Origin of the sequence: Mesorhizobium sp. M7A.F.Ca.US.006.01.1.1, from assembly GCF_003997935.1 — a bacterium.
Lineage (GTDB): Bacteria > Pseudomonadota > Alphaproteobacteria > Rhizobiales > Rhizobiaceae > Mesorhizobium.
In genome coordinates, this window is the sequence record NZ_RZQL01000004.1 from 1 (window position 1) to 26,596 (window position 26,596).

Below are 26,596 nucleotides of genomic sequence, written 5' to 3' on the forward strand. Positions count from 1 at the left end.
GTGTGAACGTGCCGGCGGCGGCGGCATGGACGCGCCTTCCACCATTGACCGAACCGATGAAGTTCACCGCGTTGAAGGCGCCTGACGAGATCAAACGCTCGGCATCGGTATGGTCGAGATGCAGGCTCTGGAACACGCCCTCGGGGCCGCCGGCGGCACGGAAGGCCTCTTCCGCCAGTTCGGCAATCAGCGGCGTCTGCGGCGAATGCTTGAAGATCACCACATTGCCGGCTGCGAGCGGCGCGGTCACGAGATAGCCGAGCATGGCGGTGGGATAGTTCCAGGCGCAGATCGACAGATGCAGGCCGCCCGCCACCGGCTTGGCATAGCGGCGGATGTTGTCATCCGAAGGATACGGCACATCGGCCAGCGTTTCCGGTGCGACGTCGGCAAGCAGTTGTCCGACCAGCGCCAGGCGCGGCGTCTCGTCGGCCTGCCACAGCGGCCGGCCGATCTGCCAGGCCACCATCTCGGCCAGCGGCGTTGCCCGCGCCTTCATCTCCTCGCCGAAGCGCAGCAGGATCGCCAGTCTGTCGGCCAGCGGCGTCCGCCGCCAGGACGGCAGGGCGGCACGCGCCCGGGTCAGCGCTGCCTCGATGGTGGAACCGTCGGCATAGGAGCGCGTCGTATAGGTCGAGCCGTCGATGGGAGAAGTCACGGAAAAGGTCCGCGCGCTGGAATGCAGGTTCATGCTGTTGAGATCCATCCGAGCTGAGAGGTCATTTTGGGTACGATATCGTGATTTTCCATTTTGGCAAATTTTTTCTAATACCGCTTGATGGAATTTTGGTCCGCCCCTATTGTCCCTTCGATCTGCATTTTGGCAGGAACAGACGAGGGGTTCAGATGATCGCTTACGATTTCACCGGCAGGCATGCGGTCGTGGCCGGCGCAGGCGGCGGCATGGGCGAGGCGATCACGCTGGCGCTGCTCGATGCCGGTGCCTCCGTCACTGCCATCGACGTCAAGGCCCGGCCGGCCTCCCTGGCTTCCTACGACGACAGGCTCACCTTCGCGCAGGGCGATCTCACCGACGCCGCCTTTGTCGAACAGACGATCGGCACGGCGGGCCGCGAGCGCGGTGGCATCGACTATCTCGCCAATGTCGCCGGCGTGCTGTGGTTCGGCCGCGACAAATCGGCCCTCGAGATGGATCTCGACGTCTGGGACGAGGTGTTCAACATCAATTTGAAATCCTTCGTACACACGGCGCGCTCGGTCGTCCCCCATATGCGCTCGGGCGGACGTGGCGGCGCCATGGTGCATTTCTCGACCATCCAGTGGTATCGCGGCGACGCCAACCCGCAGGACGCCTACCAGGCATCCAAGGCCGGCGTCTGCGCGCTGTCCAAATCGCTCGCCATGCAACTGGCCGGCGAGCGTATCCGCTCCAACGCCATCTGCCCCGGCATGGCGCTGACCCCGCTGCAGGCGCGCTGGGACACCGAGGAGAAGCGCTCGGCCGTGGCGAGCTACGCGCCGCTCGGCCGCATCGGCACGCCGCAGGACATGGCCAACGCGGCCCTGTTCCTGCTCTCCGACGCGGCAAGCTACATCACCGGCATCGAACTCGCCGTCGACGGCGGCCTGCTGATGCGCATGTAGCCGGCACGCCCGCTGCCAAGCTGTGGCGGCACGGCATGCCGGCTCTTTGTGCGATCACAATCTGTCAACTTTCCGTTCCTTGCCGTCTAACGGATTGGAACACCCCTACATGGATGGTGCGGGCCACGAACCGCCGACGATGACAGGACCATCGCAACGCGACGGAGCGGACGGCCCGTGTTCGGAAAGCGATATACACACCGCTTTTCCCGTTGAAGGGAGGCGCGACCATGCGCAGTTTCACACCAAGGATCATAGCAATCGCATCGCTGCTGGCGGCGGTGCCATTATCGAGTGCTTACGCAGTACACCGCCACAGGGTCGAACCGCAGGCCATGTCCGTCGAGGCAAGAGCGGTCCTGGACCAGTTGCAGGGCGTCAAGCAGGGGATCGTCGAGGCAAGGGATGCCAAGGCGATAACCCCTGAGCAGGAGCACGATCTGATGGTGCAGGCCGACAGCATCCTTCGCTCGGCCAGCGACGGTGGCACATACCAAGGCCTGCTCAGCCAGATCGAGAAGCTGGATCAGCAACTGCAAGATGATTCAGGTGGCGGCTTCTATATCGGCGACGGGTCCGATGGCGGTTATTATCCCAATGGCTGACGCAGGCCGACAATGATCGCCCGGCGCCTCCGGCGATTTTCGGAACGCCGGTTTTTCCGATGGGAGATAGAGGGCAAACGCCTACTGGACCGACGCTACGGCACAGACGGACGCTATGTCTCCGACGCCCTCGCAGAGGGCGGGACCGTCCAGGCGCGGATCCTCGACCAGCGTCTGCGTCTCGCCATCGGAAGGCTGGCCCGTGAAGAAGACAGGGGCCGGCTGACCAGCGCCATGCGCATCGGCGTTGTACGCGACCGTGCTGGCCGCATTCGGTGCCGGCACCGTGTTGGGCGGCGAGACCACCAGATCGGCACCGACATAGGTCAGCTCATAGTTGGCCGAGAGGGCCAGGCTCCCCTGTTCGATGGCATAGTTGCCAGGATCGCTAACGGGGGTCGCTTCAGTCGAGAGCGCGCCAAGGAATGTATCCCCGTTGACCAATCCAAGACCGCCGATCGAATAGGTGAGCGGCGGATTGGGCATGCCTTGCGGCCGGCTCTGCGCATCCGCCACGACGGTGATCGCCCGCTTGCCGATGCTGAAGTCGGCACCGGCATAGCTGATCTCGTAGTTCGCATTGGCGCTGTCGGTGAGCGTGCCCTGGCCGATCGCGTAGGCTCCGGCGTTCTCTCCCAAGGCGCGATCGAGAGCGCCGACCAACGCCACACCACTGCCGAGATCGGTGCTGGTGTAGCCATAGGAGGACGGGTCGGCATCGCCGTAAATCTTGCCCTGGCCCGAACTGGCCGTGACTGTCACAGATCGCTTTCCGATGCTGAAATCGGCGCTGACATAGCTGATGTCGTAGTTCGAGTTGGCCGCGTTGGCGAGTGTGCCGTGCCCGATCTGATAGGTGCCGACATCTTCGCCGGTCGTGCGGTCGAGAACGCCAACCAGCGCCGCACCATTGCCTAGATCGGTGAAGGTGTAGCCATATGACGACGGATCGGCATTGCCGTAGGTCTTGCCCTGGCCCGAGCTGGCAGTGACGGTCACGGATCGCTTGCCGATGCTGAAATCGGCACCGGCATAGCTGATCTCGTAGTTCGAATTGTGGGTGTTGGTGAGCGTGCCTTGCCCGATCGCGTAGCTGCCGACATTGTCGCCGGCCGCGCGGTCAAGCGCCCCGACCAGGGCAACACCGTTGCCGAGGCCAGAATAGGTGTAGCCATAGGACAGGGGATCGTTGTCGCCATAGGTCTTGCCCTGGTTAGCGACCGCCGTGACCGTGACGGCACGTTTGCCGATGGTGAAGTCGGCACCGACATAGGTGATGTCGTAGTTGGCGTTCGAGGTCTCGAGACTGCCTTGCCCTATGGCATAGGTTCCGGCGTTCTCGCCGGCCGCGCGGTCGAGAGAACCAACCAGATCAACGCCGCTGCCCAGATCGGAAACGGCATAACCATAGGACAGCGGATCGCTGTCGCCATAGGTCTTGCCCTGGCCGGAGTTGGCCGTGACCGTGACGGCGCGTTTGCCGATGCTGAAATCGGCACCGACATAGCTGACGTCGTAGTTCGAATTCAAAGCGTTGGTCAGCGTGCCCTGGCCGATCGCATAAGTCCCGACATCCTCGCCAACCGCACGGTCGAGAGAACCAACCAGATCAACGCCGCTGCCGAGATCGGAAACGCTGTAGCCATAGGACAACGGGTCGGCGTTGCCATATGTCTTGCTCTGGCCGGCGTCGGCTGTGACCGTCACCGACCGCTTGCCGATGCTGAAGCCGGCGCCGACATAGCTGATATCGTAGTTCGAATTGTCGGCACTGGTGAGCGTGCCTTGCCCGATCGCGTAGGCCCCGACATCCTCGCCCACCGCACGGTCCAGGGAACCGACAAGGCTGGCGCCGCTGCCGAGATCGGAAACGCTGTAGCCATAGGACAGCGGATCGGCATCGCCATAGGTCTTGCCCTGGCCACCGGTGGCCGTGACCGTTACCGCGCGCTTGCCGATGCTGAAACCGGCACCGACATAGGTGATGTCGTAATTGCCGTTGGCAGCATCGCTGAGGCTGCCGCGGCCAATGGCATAGGTCCCGACATTCTCACCCTCGGCGCGATCGAGCGAGCCGACCAGCGCCGTCCCGCCGCCAAGATCGGAAACCGCATAGCCGTAGGACAGCGGATCACTGTCCCCATAGATCTTGCTCCGGCCCGCATCGGCCGTGACCGTGATGGCGCGCTGCGTCACCGAAAGGTCCGCGCCGACATAGCTGATGGCGTAATTGCCGTTCGCAAGCGTTCCTTGGGTGATGCTATAGCCGCCGACATCGGATGATGCCGCGGCGGTCGTTGCCAGCGCACCGCTCAGGCCGTCGCCATTGACGAAATCGCCCGAGGTCAGTTGATAGGTCAGCGTTGGATTGTCATCGCCATAGACACGGCTCTTGGCATCGGCCGTCACCGTAATCGCGCGCTGCGCCACTGACAGGTTTCCGCCGATATAGCTGATCGCGTAGTTGCTGTTGGCGAGCGTGCCCTGCGTGATGCCGTAGCTGCCGACATCGGATGCTGTCGTTGCCGAAGTCGCCAGCGCACCGTTCAGGCTGTCGCCATTGACGAAATTGCCTGATGTCAGCTGATAGGTCAGCGCCGGATTGGCATCGCCGTAGATGCGGCTCTTGGCATCGGCCGTCACCGTGATCGCGCGCGGGGTCACCGCGAGATTGCCGCCGACATAGCTGATCGCATAATTGCTGTTGGCGAGCGTGCCTTGCGTGATGCCGTAGCTGCCGACACCAGATGCTGTCGTCGCTGTGGTTGCGAGCCCACCGGCAAGGCTGTCGCCATTGACGAAATTGCCTGATGTCAGCTGATAGGTCAGCGCCGGGTTGACATCGCCATAGATGCGGCTCTTGGCATCGGCCGTCACCGTGATCGCCCGTTTCGTCACCGACAGATTGGCGCCGGCATAGGTGATCGCATAGTTGCCGTTGGCGAGTGTGCCTTGCGTGATGCCGTAACTGCCGACACCGGATGCTGTCGTCGCCGCTGTTGCGAGCGCGCCGCTCAGGCTGTCGCCATTGACGAAATTGCCCGTGGTCAGCTGATAGGTCAGCGCCGGTTGGCATCGCCATAGATGCGGCTCTTGGCATCGGCTGTCACCGTGATGGCACGCTTCGCCACCGACAGATTGGCGCCGACATAGCTGATCGCATAGTTGCCGTTGGCGAGTGTTCCCTGCGTGATGCCGTAGCTGCCGACACTGGATGCCGTCGTCGCCGTTGTTGCCAGTGCGCCGCTCAGGCTGTCGCCGTTGACGAAATTGCCTGATGTCAGCTGATAGGTCAGCGCCGGATTGGCGTCGCCATAGGCACGGTTCTTGGCGTTCGCCGTCACCGTGATCGCGCGCGGCGTCACCGACAGATTGGCGCCGACATAGCTGATCGCATAGTTGCTGTTGACGAGGTTGCCTTGCGTGATGCCGTAGCTGCCGATACTGGATGTCGTCGTCGCCGATGTCGTCAACGAACCGCTCAAATTGTCACCGCCGACGAGGCTGCCTGATGTCAACTGGTAGGTCAGCGTCGGATTGCCGTTGCCATAGATACGGCTCTTGGCATCGGCCGTGACCGTGATCGCGCGTTTGGCGACGGTGAAATTGGAGCCGATATAGGTGATGTTGTAGTTCGAATTGTTGGCGTTGGTGATGCTGTTCTGGTTGATGACGTAGGTCCCGGCACTGTTCCCGGTCGCGCGGCTAAGAGTGCCGACCAAAGCCGCACCGGTTCCGAGATCCGAAACGGTGTACGCATAGGATGACGGATTGGCATCGCCATAGATCTTGCTCTGGCCCGGCGTCACCGTCACCGTTACCGCGCGCTTGCCGATGGTGAGCAGGCCCGCGCTGTCGAAGGCAAAGGCATAACCGTTCAAGGCGGCGAGGTTGCCGGCGCTGACGGTGATGGCATAGGGCCCGGTTCCGGCCGGTGCGTTGGCCGGCAGGGTGGCGGAGGTCAGCGCTGGGCTGCCGTTGAAGGTCGTGGTGGCGCTGTCGCTTAGATACGCACCGACCGCGCCCGCCTGGTAGCCCGCCACCGAATAGGTCAGTGCCGGCAGGGCGGTGTCGCCATAGGTCTTCATCGCGCTGTTGGACGTAAACGTCAGTGTCGGCTGATAGGCGAAGGCATAGCGATTGCCCGTCGCGCTCACCGCCCCGCCGGCCGCCGTATTCCAGATGGCCGTGTTGCCGCTGTCGAGATTGCCGAATGTGTTGCCGGTCGGACTTGCCGCATAGACCAGCCAGCGGCCGCTGGTGGCAGTGACGGCATCGCTGCCGCGATTGTTGATGAATTGTCCTGCGGCGGAGAGCACCGGATCCGTTCCGCTGATCGTCGCACCGGCCGCGATGGTCAGATTGCCCGTCGTCTGAAGCTTCACCGAACCGGTGGTGTTCACCCCGGTCGCCATAACCCCACGGGCGCTGGAAGCACTGGCGATCGTCAGGCTTGCACCATCGCTCAGATCGACGGAACCGGCATTGCCGGCGACGTTATCGATCTGGTTGCCGGCGCCATTGAGCGCGAACGAGCCGGTGCCGCCGAGCCATAGGGAACCGGCTGTGATGGCGTTACCGGTCGCCCCTTGCGTAACCGTGCCGTTCGAAGACAGCGCCAGCGTGCCGGTGCCGACCGACAGCGCCTGGTTGAGGGCGAAAGTAGTGGCCGCTGTTTCGATCTGGCGGTTGGCGAAGGACAGGCTGCCGACAGAGGTCGAGCCGATCGCGGAGGCATAAGCGCTGTTCAACGCCGACAGCGAAGCGATCGAGCCATCCGCCTCATCGACACGCCAGTCGCCATAGACGTTGAGGTTCGAGATATTGCCGCCAGGCAGGCCGGTCCGGAAGGTCGCACTGTTCATGGCGCCCGAGTCCGCGTCGGCAACCGTGTAAGCGAGCACCGAGTTCGAGACCGCGCCCGTCGGCAGAGCGAGATAGTAGTAGCCGTTGACGCCGGTCGAGACCGTGCCAAGGTTCACGCCGCCGGAGACGACGGACACCAGCCCGGGATTCTTTGTGTAATAGGGCTGGCCCGTACCGGAAATCAGCGGCGTGTTGCCGGCATCCTTGTAGGCAATTCCGGAGATCGCCTGGACGCCATTGGGGTAGAATGCCTTGAGGTAGGGATAGAGGCCCCCGGTGCCGCCGCCATAGGCGGCGCTGAGGCCGCTTGCGCCGCCATTCTGGAAGCTGGAGGTCGAAAGGCCGACGACATTGACATTGGGGCCGGTGGTGCCACCGCCGATCGCAGGCTTGGCGCTGGATGAGGTGTTGTAGGGGCCGGATGTCGACGTGTCGTACGCGCCCGTGATCACGCCGTCGTAAAGGTTGTTGCCGATGAACGCGCCGACGTTCCATCCGCCGCTGACCGCGCCGGTCGAATAGCTGTCGGTTATCCTGCCGCCCTCGCCGACCCCCGAGTAGCCATAATTCGATCCGACGAGGCCGCCGACGGCCGCGCCGCCGCTGCCGATGTCGACAGCGCCCATGGCATAGACGCGACCGATGGTGCCGAAATTGTTGAAGCCCACCGCGCCGCCCGCGGCATTTGTGTCGCGTGCGTTGATGACCACTGTCGAGAAGCTGTCGGAGAGTGCGCCATCGTTCTCGCCGATCAGGCCGCCTGAGGTGGACCCGTATTGTGTGGTGAACAGCTGACCAGTCGAATAACTCTGGGCCACCGTGCCGGCATTGAACCCGGCGATCCCGCCGAGGGTCCTGAACCCCCGGACCGTCACATTGGTGACGCCGACATTCTGCACAAGGCCACCCGCGCCGATATAGCCGAATAGGCCGACATACTGGGCAGCGGACTGCGTCACCGACAGGCTGTCGACGGTGTGGCCGAGCCCGTCGAACGAGCCGGTGAAGCCATTGCCGCCGTTCTGGATGTTGCTGTTGCCGTCGGTGCCCAGTGATATGAAGCCGAGACCGCCATTCCAGCTGGACGTGGTGCTGGCATCGATATTCTTGGCCAGCGCATAGCTGCCGGTGAGCCCGCTGTTGATCGCCTGCAGGCCGTTGACATCGTAGATCAGCGTATAACTGTGGCCGTTGACCGACAGCGCCTGCGCACCGGGCGTGCCGGTGAAGGTCGCCGATGCGCCCAAGGCATAGGAGATCGTGCCCCCGGTGCCGCCATTGTTGGTGACCAGCGACAGGCCGCCGACGCCGCCGATCGTGGCGCCGGCATTGAAGACGATCGAACGATAGGCATTGAGCGTCAGCGTGTTGGTGTTCCAGCTGATCGGTGCCGCAATGGTGATGTCGCCGGCCTGGGAACCGCCACTGCCGGTCGAGATGGTGACGTTTGCCGTTGCAAGAAGGTTCTGCAGCGTGGTGACGTTGATGACGCTGTCATTGGTGTTGGCGGACATGCTGCCGCCGGTGTTGCCGGCAGCGTTTGAGATGGTGACGTTGTAGGGATCGAGCAGCAGATCACCCGTGTCGCCGAAGCGGGCGCGCAGATCGACCTCACCGGTGAAGTCGAGGCGTTGCTTGCCGGAGACTTCGGTGAAGCCGCCATTGCCGCCGTTTTCGCCGCCGCGTGCGGAAATCTTGCCAGCGAACTTTGTCTGCTCGTCCGACCAGACGACCACCGAGCCGCCATTGCCTGTGCCGGTGGCATCGGCGGTGATTGTCGTGTCCTTGTCGATGTCGGTTGTCGCGGCGGTCTGCAGCGTGCCCTTGCCCTGCTTGTTGCCGCCGATCCTGACGGTGCCGCCACCATCCTTGCCCGAGGCATCGACCTTGGCCGCCCTGAGCTTCAGTTTGCGGCCGGTGACCGTGACCTTGCCGCCCTTGCCGCCGGTCTGGGCCGAGGCATCGAGCGTGCCGGTGATTTCGACCGAGCCTTCATCGCCGCCGAGCACGATGGCGCCGGATTGACCGGAGACGGTGCGTGCCTCGATGACACCGGACATGTTGACGGCCTGGCGTGCTGCATCGCGCACCGCAGCCGCCTTGAGCTCGACCAGCCCGCCATCGGCACTGATACGGCCGGAATTGCTGACCAGCGCATTGCTGCCGTCAGCCCTGGTCGGCAGAGAAACCTGCAAGAAGCCGTCGCCGGACAAATCAAGCGTTGCCTTCTCGCCCGAGCCGAGCCCGACCTTGCCGAGCGGCACGGTGATCGAGCCGGCATTGTCGACGCTGCCGCCGATCAATGCGGCATAGCCGCCACGGCCGATGCTGATGGAACCCTGGTTGGAGACGGCGGCTGAAGCTCCCTCGCCCTCGAATTCCAGCTTTCCGGCCTCAAAATCCTCGTCGCTGATACCGAGCGAGGAGGCGACGAAGCCGGCGGCACTGACCTTGCCGGTCTTGGAGATGGCAATGCCGTTGGGGTTGACCAGGAACACCTGGCCATTGGCGTTGAGCTGGCCTGCAATGGTCGATTTGGTGCCGCCGGTGACGCGGTTCAGCATCGTTGCCGAGGATGATGGCTGGTCGATGTTGACTGTCGCGCCGGCACCGATGGAAAAACTCTGCCAGTTGACGATGGCTGAACTGGTCGACTGCCTGATGTTCAGTTGCGACGACGACGGATTGGCAATTGTGACGCCTCCCGACGCCACGCTGCCGCCGGTCGGCAGTTCCTGTGCCCGCGCGGAGGTGAAGCCGACAAGCGCCGTCGACGTCAAAAGCAGCGCCATCAACGGCGCGCCGGTGCGGTTGAGGTGCCGCTGTGAGAGGTGGGTTTTGCGCTGCATGGTCATCTCTCTAGAACTGGACGGCGCCGCTGAGCGAAAAGCGATCGCTTGTCGGCAGATGATCGTCGCGATGCTGGCGGCCCCATTCCAGCGTCAGGCTGGCGTTGGTCGCGTCGCTCGCCAGCGCGGTGCCGACCTTCAGGCCAAGCCCGTATGACGCACCAATGATGTTGGCCGTCTCGAGCGCGGTCGGCATTTCGAGATGGACCTGGCCGACAGCGCCGAACACGTAGGGCGACAACGAAACGATGCCGCCGGTGAACGGCACGTACCAGGGTGAGGACAGCTCGCCGCGCAGCACATAGCCGGAATCGCCCTGCAGCGCGCCGGCGTCGAAGCTCGACAGACCGTTCGCGCCGACCAGCCCGATCTGTTCGGACTGCAGCAGCGGCTTGCCAAATGAGGTCTGCGCGCGGGCGTAGAGATCGAGGCCGAGATGGGTGGCCAGCGGCTGGCTGTAGCTGGCCGAGACCTCCAGTTTCTGGAACGCCGCGTCGGCACCCTGGCGCGACAGCGGCAGCAGCGGCGTCGCATCGGCGGCCGAGCGCGCGCCGAGCCCGTCAATGCCGAACGAGGCCACGACATTGCCGATGAAGACGCCGCCAAGCGGTGTGAACCAGGTGCCGTCGAGACCGAGTCGCGCAATGCGCAGCCGGTCCTCGGCGATCGGCAGCGAAATCGGCGTCACCGCGTCGAGCGTGTCGTTCTGCACGTCGAAGGACAGTTCGGTGCTGATGGTAAGCGCGCGGCTGCGGATCCAGGGATAGCGAAGCCGCGCCGAATAACGCTCGAAGGCGCTGCCGAAGCCGAGCGTGCCGGGCTCGGCTGTCGGATTGGCCCGCGTGCGGCTGGCTTCCAGATTGAGCGTCAGCCCATCATAGCCGATCGGCACGACGATGCCGGCGGCATAGTTGCGATTGCGTGGGCCATCCGTGAACAGGCCACTCTCGCCGCCATCGGGGTAGCCGCCTGCCCTGACATAGACGAGTTCGCCGAGGCCAAGCAATGAGTTGAAATCGACGCCGATGCCCGTAGACCAGCGCTGCAACGACGGCGATAGCGAGTTGTCCACGGTCGCTTGGCCACCGATCGGGCGATATTTGCCGTCGATGACAAGCACACTGGCGCCTTTGGCTGTTCCGGCCTGCAAGGTTGAGCGCAGCCGGGCGCCGGGCGTATCGCCAGCCAGCAGCAGCTTGCGTTCGATCGCCGACAGCTTGATGCTCTTTTGTCCAACGAGCGGCGCCAGCGTTGCCTCGACCCGCCCGCGTATGCGCTCGGGCAGATTGCTGGTGTCGATCCGTTGGAGAAAGCCGTCGACGACGACCAGCCGGAGCCCTGCGCCGTCGTTGAGCTTCTGCGCCGGCAGCACCACCCGCACCAGCGCATAGCCGGCCCGTCCATATTCGGTTTCGAGTTTTCGCGCCGCGGCAAAGATTTCCGCCGCCGTGACCGTGCGGTGCGCAAGCCCGGCAACGATCTTGCGTGTTGCGTCAGCCATGTCGGGCAAGCCGCCTTCGACGCTGACATCCGTGAGCTTGACCTTGAGCTTCTCGGCACCCGCCGGCGCCTCGAGGCCCACACCTTCGGGAATGGAAACGCCTGCCGTGTTGGCCGCCGGCGGCGGCCGAAAGCTGGGCGGCGTGATCTGGCTGGCTGTCTGCGCAAACGCGCCGGCTTGAAGCCAGAGGCACGCCGAGACGGCAAACAGGATCAACCATCCCTCACGGACTGCCAGCCCACCGAAAACTGGGTGAAAGTCCTTATCCCTGCCAACCGCGATCTTGCTTGTATACTTCACTCAATCACTCGCCCTTCGAGGTAGAACTCGGAAAAGCTTCGCCACCGCGCGAGATTTCATCGCTCGTTAATTAGCTTCTGCTTTCGAATCACTTCCGGGAAGGCGTGCCCCCGCCGCTCGGATGTCGCGGAAACTATGCCGGGCTCTGGTGAACGTCAATTCAACGGGCGGCCCTCCGACTGACTATTATTGGGAGGGGTTTTCCAAGCCATAGCAATCGGTTAGCGGATCCCATGAACCGGTCGTGGCCGGCCCCATGTTCTGGGTTGGGCTTGCTCTTCGCACTTGGTGCCTCTGGACACAGCTATCGAAGGCTGGAAAATGTGGACGCGACTCCGCTGTTGGAGTTAACTCGGAACATGAGGAGGACGGCGCTGAATCTGGAAGACATTGCCGGCCATCCGGCCCTGCATCGCTGTGTTCAGGCACAGTCGTTGGCGCTGATCAACATCTATGAAACGAGCCCGCGACTGGCTTCCATTTTCGCCACGCAGCAGCGTTGGCTGATGGGTCATGTCGGCCTTGCCATGCATTTCAGGCGCGATCCGCACGACCGCCGCAAGGAGCTGACGGTGTCGCGTTTCATCGAGTTCGTACACCAGCACGCGGTAGCCAGCCGCAACACGGCGGACGCTTTCATCAAGGAGATGCTGCACTATCATGTCGCCGAGTACGTTTCGGGTGGCGACGGGCGCACGCACCCCTTGCAGCCAACGGCGGCAACCGTGCAGACTTTCACCGGCTGGGTCCTTGCCCATCTGCAGACGCTGGATCATCTCGACGATGGCAACCGGCTGGCCAGGTTCCTGGAGAGGCCCGACATGGTTGCCGGGCTGCAGCCTCTGGTGGCGGACGGCCTGCTTGCCTCCAAGCCGGTGCGCGAGCCCAACCAGACCTTTTCCCTGTTCATCTGGCTCAACAATGGCGGCATCGTCATGGACTGGCTGATGTCGGGCATCGATCCCGATCATGCCGGCCTGGACCGGATTCCGACCAGCGTGGTGTCGATCGGAGATTTCGCCAAGTGGCTCAAGCTCTCGCGGACCCACCTTGCCCGCAAGCTGCGCGCTGCCGAGAATCTCGGCAGCATCGGCTGGCTCGGCCAGCGCGGCCATTCGGTGATGTGGGTATCGAACACCTTCTACCAGGAGTACATGACCGTCCAGGCCGCCAAACTGGCCATTGTCGATGCGGCCTTCGACGCCTGTTTTCCAGCCCCGGAAGACCGCTGAAGGATCGGCGCGATCGATATCTGCCCGGGCCGTGAAGATTGTCTACTGGCGATCATAACCTGTTATAGACGGGGCGCGTCTGGACACGGGCCGTGAAGGCTGAAAATGTGATCTGCGTCTTCGCGTTGGGGGGCTTGACGCACGGGGGGAGAATGGCGCTGACCTTGGACCATATTGCCGGTCACCCGGCATTGCATCGCTGTGTCCGTGCCCAGGCGCAGGCGCTTATCCAGACCTACGAGACGAACCCGAGGCTTGCCTCGATATTTGCCACCCAGCAGCGTTGGCTGATGGCGCATATCGGCCTTGCCCTGCATTTCAGACGGGAGCCCGATGACTACCGCAAGCAGTTGACGGCGGCGCGTTTCATCGACGTCATCCGGGAGAATTCCGTCGCCAGCCGCAACACCGCCGACGCCTTCCTCAAGGAGATGCTGCACTACAATTTCATCGAGCATCTCTCGGCAGCTCAGGATGGCCGCATCCGCCCTATACAGCCCACAGTGAACACGCTGGACACGCTCGCCGGCTGGATGATGGCTCATCTGCACACACTGGACAGTCTCGACGGCGCGAACCGTCTGGCGACGTTTCTGGAGCAGCCTGATGCGCTCGCCAGGATGCAACCGCTGGTGGCTGACGGCCTGATCTCCTCCAGTCCCGTGCGCGAGCCCAAGCAGACCTTTTCGCTGTTCACCTGGCTCAACAATGGCGGCGTCGTCATGGACTGGCTGATATCGGGCGTCGATCCCGACCATGCCGGCCTCGCTGCAATACCGACCGGCGTCGTCTCGATCGGCGATTTCGCCAAATGGCTCAAGCTGTCGCGAACCCACCTGGCACGCAAACTGCGGGATGCAGAAGACCTCGGCAGCGTTGGCTGGCTTGGCCAGCGCGGCAATTCGGTGATGTGGGTGTCGGGTGATTTCTACCGGGAGTACATGACCGCCCAGGCCGTCAAGCTGGCTATCATCGATGCAGCCTTCGTCGAGGCCTTTGACTCGCCAGCAGGCAGCTGACCGGTGGGCATCCCACTGCGGGGACGCCCAAGCCGGCGAGCCCTTCAGTCGATGTCGAACGACACGCCCTGGGCGAGCGGCAGCGCCTTGGAATAGTTCACCGTGTTGGTGGCGCGCCGCATATAGGCCTTCCATGCGTCGGAGCCGCTCTCGCGGCCGCCGCCGGTTTCCTTTTCGCCGCCAAAGGCACCGCCGATCTCGGCGCCCGAGGTTCCGATGTTGACATTGGCAATGCCGCAATCCGATCCGTCGACACCCAGGAAACGCTCGGATTCCTGCAGGTCTCGGGTGAAGATGGACGACGACAGGCCCGCGCCCACGGCATTGTGCTCGTCGAGCACGGCGTCGAAATCCGAATATTTCATCACATAGAGGATCGGTGCGAAGGTCTCTTCCGTCACCGGGGAAACCTGGCTTGGCATTTCGACCAGCGCCGGGTGCACGTAGTACGCATCCGGATGGCCGTTCTCGACCCGCGTGCCGCCGGTCACCTTGCCGCCATGGGCGGCGGCTTCTTTCAGCGCCTTTTGCATGGCGTCGAAGGCCGCCTTGTCGATCAGTGGCCCGACCAGCGAGGAGGTCTCCAGCGGATTGCCGACAGACACACTCTCGTAGGCCTTCTTGAGGCGTGGAACCAAGGCGTCGTAGACGCTGTCATGCACGAACAGGCGCCGCAGCGTCGTGCAGCGCTGGCCGGCCGTGCCCATCGCTCCAAAGGCAATCGCGCGCAGCGCCATGTCAAGATCGGCGCTCGGGCAGACGATGCCGGCATTGTTGCCGCCGAGCTCCAGCACCGCGCGTGCAAAGCGCTTGGCCAGCCGCGGGCCGACGTCGCGGCCCATGCGGGTCGAGCCCGTCGCCGAAACCAGCGGCACTTTGGGATGATCGACCAGGATCTCGCCGACGGCGCGGTCGCCGATCAGCACCGGCGCCAGGCCATCAGGTGCGTCCGCGCCGAAGCGCTTGACCGCACGCTTGAAGATGGCCTCGCAGGCAAGTGCGGTCAGCGGCGTCTTTTCCGACGGCTTCCACACCACCGCGTCGCCGCAGACCAGCGCCAGGGCGGCATTCCACGACCACACAGCCACCGGGAAATTGAAGGCGGAAATGACGCCGACGACGCCGAGCGGATGCCAGGTTTCCATCATCCGATGGCCCGGGCGCTCGGTGGCGATGGTCAGGCCGTACAATTGCCGGGAGAGGCCTACGGCGAAATCGCAGATGTCGATCATCTCCTGCACTTCGCCGAGCCCCTCGGACGGGATCTTGCCGACCTCGATCGAAACCAGCCGGCCAAGCTCGGCCTTGTGCGCGCGCAGCTCCTCGCCGAGCAGCCGCACCAGTTCGCCACGCCGCGGGCCCGGCACCATGCGCCAGGCCTGGAAGGCCTTGTGCGCGGCATCGATCACCTTGACCGCGTCAGCCGGTGAGATCGTCTTCAGCGCCGCGATCTGCTCGCCCGTCACCGGGCTGCGCACGATCAGGTCGCCGCCGACGAGCGCCTCCTTGGCCACACCCAGTTTCGCCAGCAGTTCGGTCGTTTCCTTGCCTATCGTCATTCTTGTCCCTTTCAGATCCGTCGCTCATAATGCATGTCGCCCAAAAGTGCCCAGCGGTTTTTGGGACAACGACATGCACAAAAAGGCAACGCCGGTCAAAGCCTGGCGCCATGCTGCCCGCGTGCACAAAGGCACCTCAGGCACGATCATCGCGTGGCATTACTCGTTTCAAGGGAAAATCACCACCCCGGCATGGTCTAAGCCCAAACTGCACGATTGAGCCAGATCGGGCAGATGGTGCTCAGTTTGCCTTCTTGGCCGGTGGGCGCACCGCACCGTCCTTGATCAGCCGGTCGATATGCATGCGGATATGGGCAGCTTCCGCCGCCGTGTTCGCAAGCGCTATGGCGCGGTCGAACGCGACACGCGCATCGTCGCCCCGGTCGAGCTGCATCAAGAGGCCGCCCTTGAGGCCGAAAAAATGGAAATAGCCGGAAAGCCGTTCTTCCAGCGGCTCGATCATGGCCAGCGCCTCTGCCGGTCCACGCACCTTCGAGACCGCGACGGCCCGGTTGAGCGTGACCACCGGCGACGGCTGCATCTGCTCCAGCAAGCGATAGAGCAGGTCGATCTCGTTCCAGTCGGTATCCTCGGCCTTTTCGGCCCGCGCATGCAGCGCGGCAATCGCCGCTTGCACCTGGTAAGGGCCGGGCTTGCGATGGCGCAGCGCCTTGTCGACCAGTGCCAGCCCCTCATCGATCATCTTGCGGCTCCACAGGCTGCGATCCTGGTCTTCGAGCAGCACGATCTCGCCGTCTTCGTCGAAACGAGCCGGTGCGCGCGCATGCTGCAGAAGCAGCAGCGCCGTCAGCCCCATGATCTCCGGCTCGGTCTGGAACAGCCGCAGCAACAGCCGTGCCAGCCGGATCGCCTCCTCGCACAGCGGCGCGCGGGCCGGCGCCTCGCCGCTGTTGGTCGAATAGCCCTCGTTGAAGACCAGGTAGACCATGGCGGCGACGGCGGCGAGCCGTTCCGACCGCTCGACCGCGCCCGGCGTCTCGAACGGCACCCCGGCGTCCGCAATGCGCGCCTTGGCACGAGTAATGCGCTGCTCCATGGCGCTTTCGCCAACCAGGAAGGCGCGCGCGATCTGCTTCACCGTGAGACCGGAGACGATGCGCAGCGCCACCGCGATCTGCTGTGTTGCCGGCAGGTCGGGATGGCAGCAGATGAACAGCAGCCGCAATATGTCGTCGCGGTAGTGCGCCCCGTCCAGCCGCTCGGCGATATCGCTCTCGGCGTCCTCCAGATCGGAAACCTGGTCTTCCTCCGGCATCGGCGCCTGCTTGGCGCGCTTGCGCACCGCATCGATGCCGCTGTTGCGGCCGACGAAGATCAGCCAGGCCGCCGGGTCGCGCGGCGGCCCGTTCTGCGGCCAGTTCTTGATGGCCCTGAGGCACGCATCCTGGAAAGCTTCCTCCGCCGTATCGAGATCGCGGAAATAACGCAGCAGGGCACCCATCGCCTGCGGGCGGGCGGCGCTGATCGCCGAGCTGATCCAGGCCATTTCGGTCATGCGGAAACCTTGGCGGGATTGAAGATCGAGACCGGCCGGATCTCATAGGAGCCGCCGCTCGGGTTGACTTCGGAAAGCTCGCGAGCGAACTCCACGGCCTCGTCGAGATCGGCGCATTCGAGCGTGTAGAAGCCGAGAAACTGTTCCTTGGTCTCGGCGAACGGCCCGTCGATGACGACCGATTCGCCCTTGACCTTTCTCAGGGTCGTCGCGGCGGTCGTCGGCAGAAGCCGTGCCACCGGGCCGAGCCGACCAGCCTTGGCGTACTTGTCTTGAACGTCGAGGAGATTGGCCATGACCTCGTCGTCCTGTGCCTTGCTCCAGGAGCAGACGACATCTTCGGAGGCATAGCAGAGGATTGCGTAGAGCATGGCTGGTCCTTTTCTCTGTCAAAGGACGAAACAGTAAGACCGATCCCGACATGACGTCGATAAAAAAATCCAGATGTCACGGATTTGGGCACGGCCGGCCGCGCCGGTCAGCTTTCGCGCAGTTTCAGCCATCGGAGCACGAGAGCTTCCTCGTCATCGAGACCATCGATGGAGCGCTTGCGTTTGTTGGCTTGCGCCATTTCATCCAGCAACCGCCCCTGCGACCACGCTTCGAAGACCAGCGGATGGATATAGCATTTGCGGCAGACGGCACGCGTATTGCCCAGTCGCTCGGCAACCTTGTCGATGACGCTGTTCATCGCCCTGTTTCGCTGCGCCTGGCTTTGCGGCAGTTCCGTTTGCGCGAACAGCGACGCGGCGTGAATGGTGCCGCCCCAGGTGCGGAAATGCTTCGAACTGAAGGCGTTACCGACCGCCTCACGGATATAGCTGTTGACGTCCTCGGAGCGGACCGGCCGCCTGTTGCCGTCCTCATCGAGATACTGGAACAGCTTCTGGCCTGGCAGGTCCTGCGCGCCACGCACAATCCTGGCGATGCGGCGGTCGACCAGCTTCAGCCTCCACTCCTTGCCCGACTTGCCCTTGAAGGCAAAGCGCAGGCTTGAACCGACAATATCCACATGCCGGTCGCGCAACGTGGTCAACCCGAAACTCTTGTTGTCGCGGGCGTAGGCGGCATTGCCGACGCGGATCATCGTGTTGTCGAGCAGCCAGACAACCGCGGCGACGACACGCTCGAACGGCAAGCCACGACGGCGCAGATCGCTGTCGATCCTGTGCCGCAGGTCCGGCAGGCTCTCGGCGAAAGCGACAAGGCTCGAATATTTGGCACCATCGCGCTCTTCGGCCCATTGCGGATGATAGCGATATTGCTTGCGTCCGCGCTGATCCCTGCCGGTTGCCTGGATATGGCCGTCCGCGTCCGGCGAAATCCACACATCCGTCCAGGCCGGCGGAATGACGATTGCCTCGATGCGCGCTTTGGTGGCGTCTGAAACTGTCCGGCCGTCCGGTCCCTTGTAGGAAAACCCCTTGCCTGTTTTCAGCCGCCGGATACCGGGCTCGGCATCGCTCACATAGCTAAGCGACGCGTGGTCGGCCGAGCTCTCTGCGCCGTTTTTGGGCACACCATCTGGCGATACAGCGTCCTCGCCAGCCGGTCGGCCGGGCGACAATCCGGGTTTCTGCAACATGTCGGCTCCACGCGAATTCCGTAGATAAGCCACTGGCCGACCGCTGGTTCCACGCGCCGTCCGAAAAGCTCTTGGCGCCGATATCGTGTTGGCTGGCGTCTACAAAGCGTCTTGCAGCTCGATCGACGACGCGGACAAACGCCGCCGGGCCGCGAGCTTGAACTTGTAGCGCAGACAGCGCCAGGCTTCCGAGCGTCGCTTGGGGGCTGCCGCGGCCACCGCCAGGAAGCGTGCTGCAGTATCCAGATCGCCGCGCGCATAGTGGACCCGGGCGATCTTGAGGGCGACAAGCCCTTCCCTGGCCTTGAGCGCCGACATCGGAATGTTGCAGTCAGTGAGTGTGCGCAGTTCCCGGCGCCAATCCAGGAAGCGCCGTACAGAGTTGATCGCATAGCGGTCATCGGAACGCACCGGCGAAACCTCATAGACCATGACGGGTTGCGAAACCATCGCGAGCGATGCCTTGCTCATCAGCCGCGCCCAGAACAGCGTGTCCTCATCATAGGCCAATCCGACCGGGAACCTCGTCTCGCCGATCAGGGCTCGGGATGCCAGGACGCTGCCCACGGCGACCGAACGTATGTCGCCTTTCACATAGGCCGAGGCATTTGCCAGGCACGCGGCCCGGTAGCCGTTCGGCACCTTGATCTGCCGATCCTGGCCGTTCACCCGTCGCCGGTATGCACCCACGATCATGTCGGCCTCGGGCTGCTCCTGGGTCTTCCCGAGCAATGCGCGCAATCCACCCCGCAGATGCAGGTCGTCGGCATCGATCAGGTAGACCCAGGGATGGACCGCTTCGGCCAGCGCCACGTTGCGGGCACAGCCGGCATCGCGGCAATTGGCCGGCAGCACGCGCAGCGGCAACGACAGTTGCGCCGCGGCCTCCCGCGCGATGGTTGCCGTGCCGTCGGTCGACGCATCGTCGACCAGCAAGATCTCGCCGATGATCTCGACCTCGCTGCGTAGCGACGCCAGCGTTGCAGCAATGGTCACCGCCGCGTTACAGGCAGGAATGACGACGCTGATTGCTCTCAATTACAAACCTCGCGCCATGCGCTTGAGGATACAATTACCGTCACCCCGAAACGGATATAGACTAGCGGCCACATCGGTATTTGAGAAGCAGTCTTGTCCATCCGGAATTGCAGCCGAAATACCGCTGCGCGCAGGACCTGCTTTCAGGCTCTTTCGAGCACGACCGGAATGACGTCGACAGCTTGCTCGCCGACCTGTCCCCCCGTGATCTTGAGCACGCCGACGATCGGCGCCACGTCCGAATAGTCGCGGCCGTAGCCGACGGTGATATGGTCGTTGCTGGCCCGCATGCCGTTGGTCGGGTCGAATTCCTGCCAGCCTGCGTCGCGCCCGCACCAGACCTTGACCCAGGCATGCATGGCATCGGCGCCTTCCAGCCGGGGCTTGCCCTTCGGCGGGATGGTGCGCAGAAAGCCGCTGACATAGCCAGCGGGAATGCCGAGTCCGCGCAGGCCGGCGATCATGATATGCGAAAAGTCCTGGCAGACACCGCGCTTCAGCCTGAAAGCATCACTGGCCCGGGTTCGCACCGTGGTTGCCTCGCCGTCATAGGTGAAATCACGATGAATGCGATGGCACAGGTTCATGGCCGTGCTGGCGGCGGAACCGGCGATGCTGTCTCGTGCGTAGGCGGTGATCGCATCGTCGATGCCGGCATGAGTGCTGGCCGTCAGGAAATGGTGAGGTGCATCAGGTGTCAGAGACCTCACCGCGGCGAGCTCCTGCCTGAGCCTGGCGATATCGGGCGACACGTCGAGCCCGGGCTCGGGCCGAGACACCGACACGCGGGCGCTCATCCTGATATCGAGCGCATCATGCGCGTCGCGAAAGGCGATCGAGGTGACGTTGTTGCCGAAGAAATCGGAAAAGTCGGAACGCTCGTTGGGCGCCGGCGCAAAGGACAGTGATGCGGCGATGACGCGCTGCACGCCTGATATCGTCGACGGCAGTACGCGCACCTGATGACGACCGCCGCCGGCAGCGGAAGCGTAATCATAGTGGAGATGAAGCCTGATATCGTAGAGCATGATCTATTTTTCTGTCTTTGCGCAGGTTCTTGTCGCAAAACCGTGCGACACTTTTGCGGAACCTGCTTAGCCGAAATAGGCTTTGGCGAGGCTGTTGTAGAGGCCGCCGATTTCGTAGGCGAGCTCGTCCAGCGCCTTTGCCGTCATATCCGAAGGCTCCTTGATGGCGATCTGGGTGTTGAGCTGCAGGATTTCCTTCGCCGCCGGCGACATTTGCCCCTCCCCGCCGAGCGACGGCAACAGGCCAATTTCGGCCTTCAGCCTTTCGAGTTGGAACAGGATGGAGCGCGGGTTAAGCGGATCGAGCGCCAGCAGGTCGATCACCGTGCGCCGACCGGCCTGCACCGGATATTGGCGGCGATGGGTCATCACGCTGTCGCCGATCTCCAGCATCATGTCGAGCGCGCCGTCCGGCGCCTTGGCGCTGGTCAACCGCGACAGCGTGCGGGAGATCTGGATGCCGCGCTCCAGCCGGCGGCCGATCTCAAGGAAGCGCCAACCGGCGAAGCGGTACATGTTCTCGTGCAGCAGGCCGGAAAAGCCGGCGAGCTTACGCAGGATGACTGTCATCGCCCGGGTCGCGTCGTCGCCGGGCGCGACCGTCGTTGCGAACTGATGGATGGTTTTCGACAGGTCCTTCAGCGCCAGCCAGCCATCGGGCGAGAAGCGGTCGCGGATCTGCCCGGCGCTGTAGACCGCGCTATCCAGCGTGCCGATCAGCCCTGACGGGATCGCCGTCTCCACATCGATGCCGAAAGGTTCGAGATAATCCCTGATGTCGGCGAGCAGCGGCATATCCGGGTCGGAAGTTTCGGCGAGCCGCACATGATAGGCGCGCAGGATGCGCACCGTGTCTTCCGAGCGCTCGATATAGCGGCCGAGCCAGGTCAGATTCTCCGCCGCGCGACTGGGCAGGCTGCCAGGCCTGGTGCGGCTGAAACTGTCGCCTTCCTGCGGCAGCAGCGTCTCGCGCTCCACCGGTTTGTCGCTGACAACCCAGACATCCGCTGCCTGGCCGCCACGCTGCATGGCGATCGCCGTCGGGTCGAGCGACAGGCCGATGCGGGCAAAACCGCCCGGCATCACCGTCCAGCCCTCCGGCGTTCGCGCCAGGTAGACGCGCAGGCTCGCTGGCCGCGGCTCCAGCCAGCCGCCGACATAAACGGGCGTCGTCGAAAGCGTCACCGCTTCCTGGCCGACGAAATCGCCGCCATCGCGTTCGATGCGCGCCACCAGCTCCGCCCGCTCTCCGGCCGACAGGGCCGAGCCGAGTTTCGTTGAATCGTCATCCTCGAAGGCAAGTCTCGTCGACAGCGCCGGCCCGATCACCATGCGATCGATGTTGGCCAGCACATGCGCGCGTTCGGTTGCTTGCCCGCACCACCATGTCGCGACGCTTGGCAGCAGCAATTCCTCGCCCCGCAAGGCCCGTGAAATCTTGGGCAGGAAGGCGAGCAGCGCACGTGTCTCCATCAGGCCGGAGCCAAGCGCATTGACGGTAGCAACCGCGCCCTGGCGGATCGCCTCGACCAGGCCCGGCGTGCCGATTTGCGAATCCGGGCGCAGTTCGAGCGGATCAGCGAAGGCGGCATCGAGCCGCCGCCACAACACGCTGATCGGCATCAGGCCGGAAACCGTGCGCACCATCAGCCGGCCGCCGGAGACGGTCAAATCCTCGCCTTCGAGCAGCATGATGCCGAGGTAGCGGGCGATATAGGCGTGTTCGTAGTAGGTTTCGTTAAGCGGCCCCGGCGTCAGGATGGCGACGCGGCCGTCGGTCTCCTTGGCCATGCCGATCAGCGCGTCGCGAAAACGGCGGAAAAAGCCGGCAAGGCGGTGCACATGCATCTCGCCGTAGATGTCGGAGAGCGCGCGCGTGGTGGCGACTCGGTTTTCCAGTGCGAAACCGGCGCCGGACGGCGCCTGGGTGCGATCGCCCAGCACCCACCACTGGCCGTCAGGTCCACGGCCGAGCTCGAAGGCGCAGAAATGCAGGAAGTGGCCGCCGGCCGGCCTGGTGCCGACGACAGGCCGCAAATATTCGGGGCTGGCGGCGATCAATCCCGCCGGCAGGATGCCTTTTTCGACCAGCCGGTTCGGCCCGTAGATATCGGCGATGGTTTCCTCGAACAGTTCGGCACGCTGCACGAGGCCGGCGCTGATCGCCGCCCACTCGCTCTCCTCGATGAGAACCGGGACATGCGCCAGCGGCCATTCGCGCTCATTGGCACCGGCCTTGTCGTAGACGCGGTAATAGACGCCGGCATCGCGCAGATACTGGTCGGCGCGGGCAAAGCGCTGGCCGAGCTTTTCAGCACCGAGTTCCTCGAGCGCCTCGACAAAATGCTTCCAGGCCGGGCGAGGATTGCCCGATGCATCGACCATCTCGTCGACGACGCCGTCGATCGGCTGGTAGTGCTCCAGCAGGCTGTGGGCCTGCGGCTTGCCGCGTCCCCTCTTGTGATTCCCCTTTGCCATCGCTGATCAGAGTCTTGCCGGCCGCCGAAGGTCAAGGGTCATCGGGAAATCTTCCGCCGGTTGTTCTTCACGGATCACATAGGCGGATGGCGTATGGCCGCGCGGTTCGAAGCGGGCGAGCCGCCGAGCTTCCGCCTCGTTGCCATTGACCGGAAAGGTGTCGTAATTGCGCCCGCCGGGATGGGCGACGTGGTAGACGCAGCCGCCGACCGCACGGCCCGACCAGCGGTCATAGATGTCGAAGACCAGCGGCGTGTTGACCGGCAGCGCCGGATGCAGGCCCGATGCCGGCTGCCAGGCCTTGAAGCGGACGCCCGCCACCGCCACTTCGCGATTGTCAGTGACCTTCATTGGCACGATGCGGCCGTTGCAGACAACTGCGTGACGCTCCGGGTTCAGCCCTTCGGTCTTGACCTGTAGCCGTTCGACCGAGGAATCGACGAAGCGCACAGTGCCACCGATCGCGCCCTGTTCGCCCATGACATGCCAGGGTTCGAGCGCCTGCCGCAGTTCGAGCTTTATGCCGGCATGCTGAACCTCGCCGCAGAACGGGAACCGGAATTCGAGCTGGGCGTCGAACCATTCGGGCCTGAATTCGAAACCGTTGAGCTTTAGGTCGTCGAGCACGTCGAGAAAATCGGCCCAGACATAGTGCGGCAGCATGAAGCGGTCATGCAGCGACGTGCCCCATCGCACGAAGCGGCCATCGAGCGGGTTCTTCCACGCACGTGCGATGATGGCGCGCACCAAAAGTTGCTGCGCCAGCGACATGCGCGCATTGGGCGGCATCTCGAAGCCGCGGAACTCGACCAGTCCCAGCCGGCCGGTCGGTCCGTCGGGCGAGAACAGCTTGTCGATGCAGATTTCCGAACGATGTGTATTGCCGGTGACGTCGGTCAACAAATTGCGGAACAGCCGGTCGACCAGCCACGGCAAGGGCGCCGCGCCCTGGTCCGGATGCGGCACCTGCGCCATCGCGATCTCAAGCTCGTAGAGCGAATCGTGGCGCGCTTCGTCGAAGCGCGGGGCCTGGCTGGTCGGCCCGATGAACAGACCGGAGAACAGATAGGACAGCGAGGGGCGGCGCTGCCATTGCAGCACCAGGCTCTTCAGCAGGTCCGGCCTTCGCAGGAACGGGCTGTCATTGGGTGTCGCACCGCCGACCACGACATGGTTGCCGCCGCCGGTGCCGGTGTGGCGGCCGTCAATCATGAACTTGTCGGCGCCAAGCCGTGTCTGCCGCGCTTCCTCATAGATCGCCGTCGTCGTCGCCACGCAATCCTGCCAGTTGGAGGCCGGATGAATGTTGACCTCTATGACGCCCGGGTCAGGCGCGACGCGGATGACGTTGAGGCGCGGATCGTGCGGTGGGCCATAGCCTTCGATATGCACGGGAAGGCCGATCGTCTTTGCCGCGTTCTCGGCCGCCGCGACCAGTTCGAGATAGTCTTCCAGTGCCTCGACCGGCGGCATGAACACGCACAGCCGCCCGTCGCGCGGCTCGACCGAAAGTGCGGTGCGCACCGCGCCGCCGATCTCGGTGATCTCCTGCTCGACCCGCTCCTGCTGGCCGGTCGCAGCGGTGAACGATGCCGCTTGCTGGCGGCGCGCCATCTCGTCAGCGCCTTCCAGTTCGGCTGGAGCCGGTCCGGCCAGTATGGCTTCACGCGCGGGCAGCGGTCCACGCGGCAGTGACGGATCGACCGGCACGATATAGGGGAATTGCTCCGGCGGCACGTAGGGCAACGTGCCGAGCGGCAGCCGGTAGCCGACCGGTGAATCGCCTGGCACCAGGAACAGCCGGCCACGCCGCGTCTTCCATTTTTCCGAGCGCCAGCGCGGATCCGATGCCTGGCTGTTCCAACGCTGGACGGGGAGCACATAGCCGGACGGTTTGGTCAGCCCGCGTTCGAACACTTTCGCCATGCGGCTGCGTTCTTCCGGATCCTCCAGCCTGGAGTTGGACGGATCGACATTGTCGGGCAGCTTGCCTTCCTTGAGCAGCCATTCGGCCGGATCCTCATAGGCTTCGCTGACCATGGCCTTGTCGATGCCGAGTTCACCAGCAATCGCGGTGAGCAGGCTTTCGGCCTGCTTCGGCCCGATATTGGCCTCGCTCTTTTCGCGTGCGATCAGCGACGGATCGCTCCACACCGGTTGGCCGTCGGCACGCCAGTAGAGCGAAAAAGTCCAGCGCGGCAGGCTTTCGCCCGGATACCATTTGCCCTGGCCGTAATGGAGAAAGCCGCCGGGCGCGAAGCGCTCGCGCAGTTTACGGATCAGTTCGTCCGCCTTTTCGCGCTTGGTGGGACCGACGGCGGCGGTGTTCCACTCGGCCGACTCGAAATCGTCGATCGACACGAAAGTCGGCTCGCCGCCCATCGTCAGCCGCACGTCGCCGGCAGCAAGCGCTGCATCGACCTTGTTGCCCAGAACGTCGAGCGCCTGCCAGCTTTCGTCCGAAAATGGCTTGGTGATGCGCGGATGTTCGGCGATGCGGTCGACCCGCATCTCGAAGCCGAATTCGACATTGGCGAAGCTCGCCATCCCGGAAATCGGGGCCGCGTTGCGGAAATGCGGCGTGGCGGCCAGCGGCACATGGCTCTCGCCGGTGAGCAGGCCCGAGGTCGGATCGAAGCCGATCCAGCCGGCGCCGGGAAGATAGACCTCGCACCACGCATGCAGATCCGTGAAGTCGACGGCGGTTCCGGCTGGACCGTCCAGCGCGATCAGATCGGGCTTCAACTGGACCAGATAGCCGGAAACGAAGCGTGTGGCGATACCGAGATTGCGCAGGATCTGCACCAGCAGCCAGCTCGAATCCCGGCACGATCCCTTTTTCGCGGCCAAGGTCTCTTCCGGCGAGAACACCCCGGTTTCCATGCGCACGATATAGGCGATCTCGCGCTGCAACCGCGCATTGAGGTCGACCAGGAAATTGACGGTGTTGGCAGCGCTGCGATCGATGGTCTTCAGCAGCGCCGACAGCAGCGGTCCCGCCGGTTCCGGGGTGCGATAGATGGCGAGATCGTCGCGTATTTCTTCCGGATACTCGAACGGAAACGCCTCGGCCGACGGCTCGACGAAGAAATCAAACGGGTTGTAGACCGTCATGTCGGCGACGAGGTCGACTTCGATCTTCAGTTCCATCACCGGTTCGGGAAAGACGAAGCGGGCTAGGAAGTTGCCATAGGGGTCCTGCTGCAGATTGACGAAATGGTTCGCCGGCTCGACCTTGAGCGAATGACTCAGCACCTTGGTGCGGGAATGCGGCGCCGGCTGCAGCCTGATGATCTGGGGGCCGAGAACCACCGGCCGATCATATTTGTAGTGGGTCAGGTGGTAGACGGCTGCCAGAATTGCCATGGGGCCCCGGAATTCAGCGTTTCAAACGATTTCGCTGAACCCTGACACA

At 63.8% G+C, this 26,596-nt stretch carries 17 protein-coding genes and 1 pseudogene; 5 read left to right on the forward strand and 13 right to left on the reverse strand.

Features of this window, described 5'->3' with window-relative positions:
• A partial coding sequence (locus tag EN943_RS01430; RefSeq protein WP_127411224.1) for an aldehyde dehydrogenase family protein occupies positions 1-691 on the reverse strand: 691 nt, incomplete at its 3' end.
• Positions 692-846: 155 nt separating this feature from the next.
• On the opposite strand from EN943_RS01430, the gene EN943_RS01435 reads away from it, so the two are divergent.
• Positions 847-1,605: an SDR family oxidoreductase gene (locus EN943_RS01435; RefSeq protein WP_127411225.1), complete on the forward strand. Its 759-nt coding sequence runs from the start codon at positions 847-849 to the stop codon at positions 1,603-1,605.
• Positions 1,606-1,835: 230 nt separating this feature from the next.
• Positions 1,836-2,210 (forward strand): hypothetical protein, encoded by a 375-nt coding sequence (locus tag EN943_RS01440; RefSeq protein WP_127411226.1) that lies wholly within the window; start codon positions 1,836-1,838, stop codon positions 2,208-2,210.
• Positions 2,211-2,291: 81 nt separating this feature from the next.
• On the opposite strand, the gene EN943_RS01445 is transcribed toward EN943_RS01440, so the two are convergent.
• The 4 genes and pseudogenes from EN943_RS01445 to EN943_RS01455 all read right to left on the reverse strand — a co-directional run bounded on the left by EN943_RS01445 (position 2,292) and on the right by EN943_RS01455 (position 11,726).
• A complete protein-coding gene (locus tag EN943_RS01445) occupies positions 2,292-5,108 on the reverse strand; it encodes an MBG domain-containing protein (protein WP_127411227.1) in 2,817 nt (938 codons plus the stop codon).
• Positions 5,109-5,168: 60 nt separating this feature from the next.
• Positions 5,169-5,273: pseudogene (locus tag EN943_RS38950) on the reverse strand (hypothetical protein); the annotation flags it as partial.
• Positions 5,270-9,925, reverse strand: a complete 4,656-nt coding sequence (locus EN943_RS01450; RefSeq protein ID WP_164778037.1) for an MBG domain-containing protein — start codon at positions 9,923-9,925, stop codon at positions 5,270-5,272. The gene EN943_RS01450 and the pseudogene EN943_RS38950, both read right to left, overlap by 4 nt.
• 10 nt (positions 9,926-9,935) lie before the next feature.
• On the reverse strand, positions 9,936-11,726 hold the full coding sequence (locus EN943_RS01455; protein WP_245475559.1) for a ShlB/FhaC/HecB family hemolysin secretion/activation protein: 1,791 nt from the start codon (positions 11,724-11,726) through the stop codon (positions 9,936-9,938).
• Between the two features lie 359 nt (positions 11,727-12,085).
• On the opposite strand from EN943_RS01455, the gene EN943_RS01460 reads away from it, so the two are divergent.
• Both EN943_RS01460 and EN943_RS01465 read left to right on the forward strand, forming a co-directional pair.
• Entirely contained in the window at positions 12,086-12,958 is an 873-nt protein-coding gene (locus EN943_RS01460; RefSeq protein ID WP_127411229.1) for a hypothetical protein, read from the forward strand.
• 152 nt (positions 12,959-13,110) lie between these two features.
• Positions 13,111-13,977, forward strand: a complete 867-nt coding sequence (locus EN943_RS01465; RefSeq protein ID WP_127411230.1) for a hypothetical protein — start codon at positions 13,111-13,113, stop codon at positions 13,975-13,977.
• A gap of 44 nt (positions 13,978-14,021) precedes the next feature.
• Here EN943_RS01465 and EN943_RS01470 read toward each other — a convergent pair whose 3' ends face one another.
• Complete coding sequence (locus EN943_RS01470) at positions 14,022-15,536, reverse strand: aldehyde dehydrogenase family protein (protein ID WP_127411231.1); 1,515 nt, start codon at positions 15,534-15,536, stop codon at positions 14,022-14,024.
• Positions 15,537-15,609: 73 nt separating this feature from the next.
• Between EN943_RS01470 and EN943_RS37530 the strand changes: the two genes are divergently transcribed.
• Positions 15,610-15,756 (forward strand): hypothetical protein, encoded by a 147-nt coding sequence (locus EN943_RS37530; protein WP_164778038.1) that lies wholly within the window; start codon positions 15,610-15,612, stop codon positions 15,754-15,756.
• Positions 15,757-15,777: 21 nt separating this feature from the next.
• Here the strand turns inward: EN943_RS37530 and EN943_RS01475 are convergent, their stop codons facing one another.
• The 7 genes from EN943_RS01475 to EN943_RS01505 form a co-directional block, all read right to left on the reverse strand.
• Entirely contained in the window at positions 15,778-17,052 is a 1,275-nt protein-coding gene (locus tag EN943_RS01475) for an RNA polymerase sigma factor (protein WP_127411232.1), read from the reverse strand.
• Positions 17,049-17,423 carry a YciI family protein gene (locus EN943_RS01480; RefSeq protein ID WP_127270092.1) on the reverse strand — a complete coding sequence of 125 codons (375 nt, stop codon included), beginning with the start codon at positions 17,421-17,423 and terminating at the stop codon, positions 17,049-17,051. Before EN943_RS01480 ends, EN943_RS01475 begins: the two co-directional genes overlap by 4 nt.
• Before the next feature lie 107 nt (positions 17,424-17,530).
• Complete coding sequence (locus EN943_RS01485) at positions 17,531-18,637, reverse strand: DNA topoisomerase IB (RefSeq protein WP_127411233.1); 1,107 nt, start codon at positions 18,635-18,637, stop codon at positions 17,531-17,533.
• Between the two features lie 99 nt (positions 18,638-18,736).
• Positions 18,737-19,675, reverse strand: a complete 939-nt coding sequence (locus EN943_RS01490) for a glycosyltransferase family 2 protein (protein WP_127411234.1) — start codon at positions 19,673-19,675, stop codon at positions 18,737-18,739.
• Between the two features lie 143 nt (positions 19,676-19,818).
• Positions 19,819-20,703 carry a transglutaminase family protein gene (locus tag EN943_RS01495; protein ID WP_127411235.1) on the reverse strand — a complete coding sequence of 295 codons (885 nt, stop codon included), beginning with the start codon at positions 20,701-20,703 and terminating at the stop codon, positions 19,819-19,821.
• A 66-nt stretch (positions 20,704-20,769) separates the two neighbouring features.
• Positions 20,770-23,181, reverse strand: a complete 2,412-nt coding sequence (locus EN943_RS01500) for a circularly permuted type 2 ATP-grasp protein (RefSeq protein ID WP_127411236.1) — start codon at positions 23,179-23,181, stop codon at positions 20,770-20,772.
• 6 nt (positions 23,182-23,187) lie between these two features.
• Entirely contained in the window at positions 23,188-26,547 is a 3,360-nt protein-coding gene (locus EN943_RS01505; protein WP_127411237.1) for a transglutaminase family protein, read from the reverse strand.
• Positions 26,548-26,596: the final 49 nt, after the last annotated feature.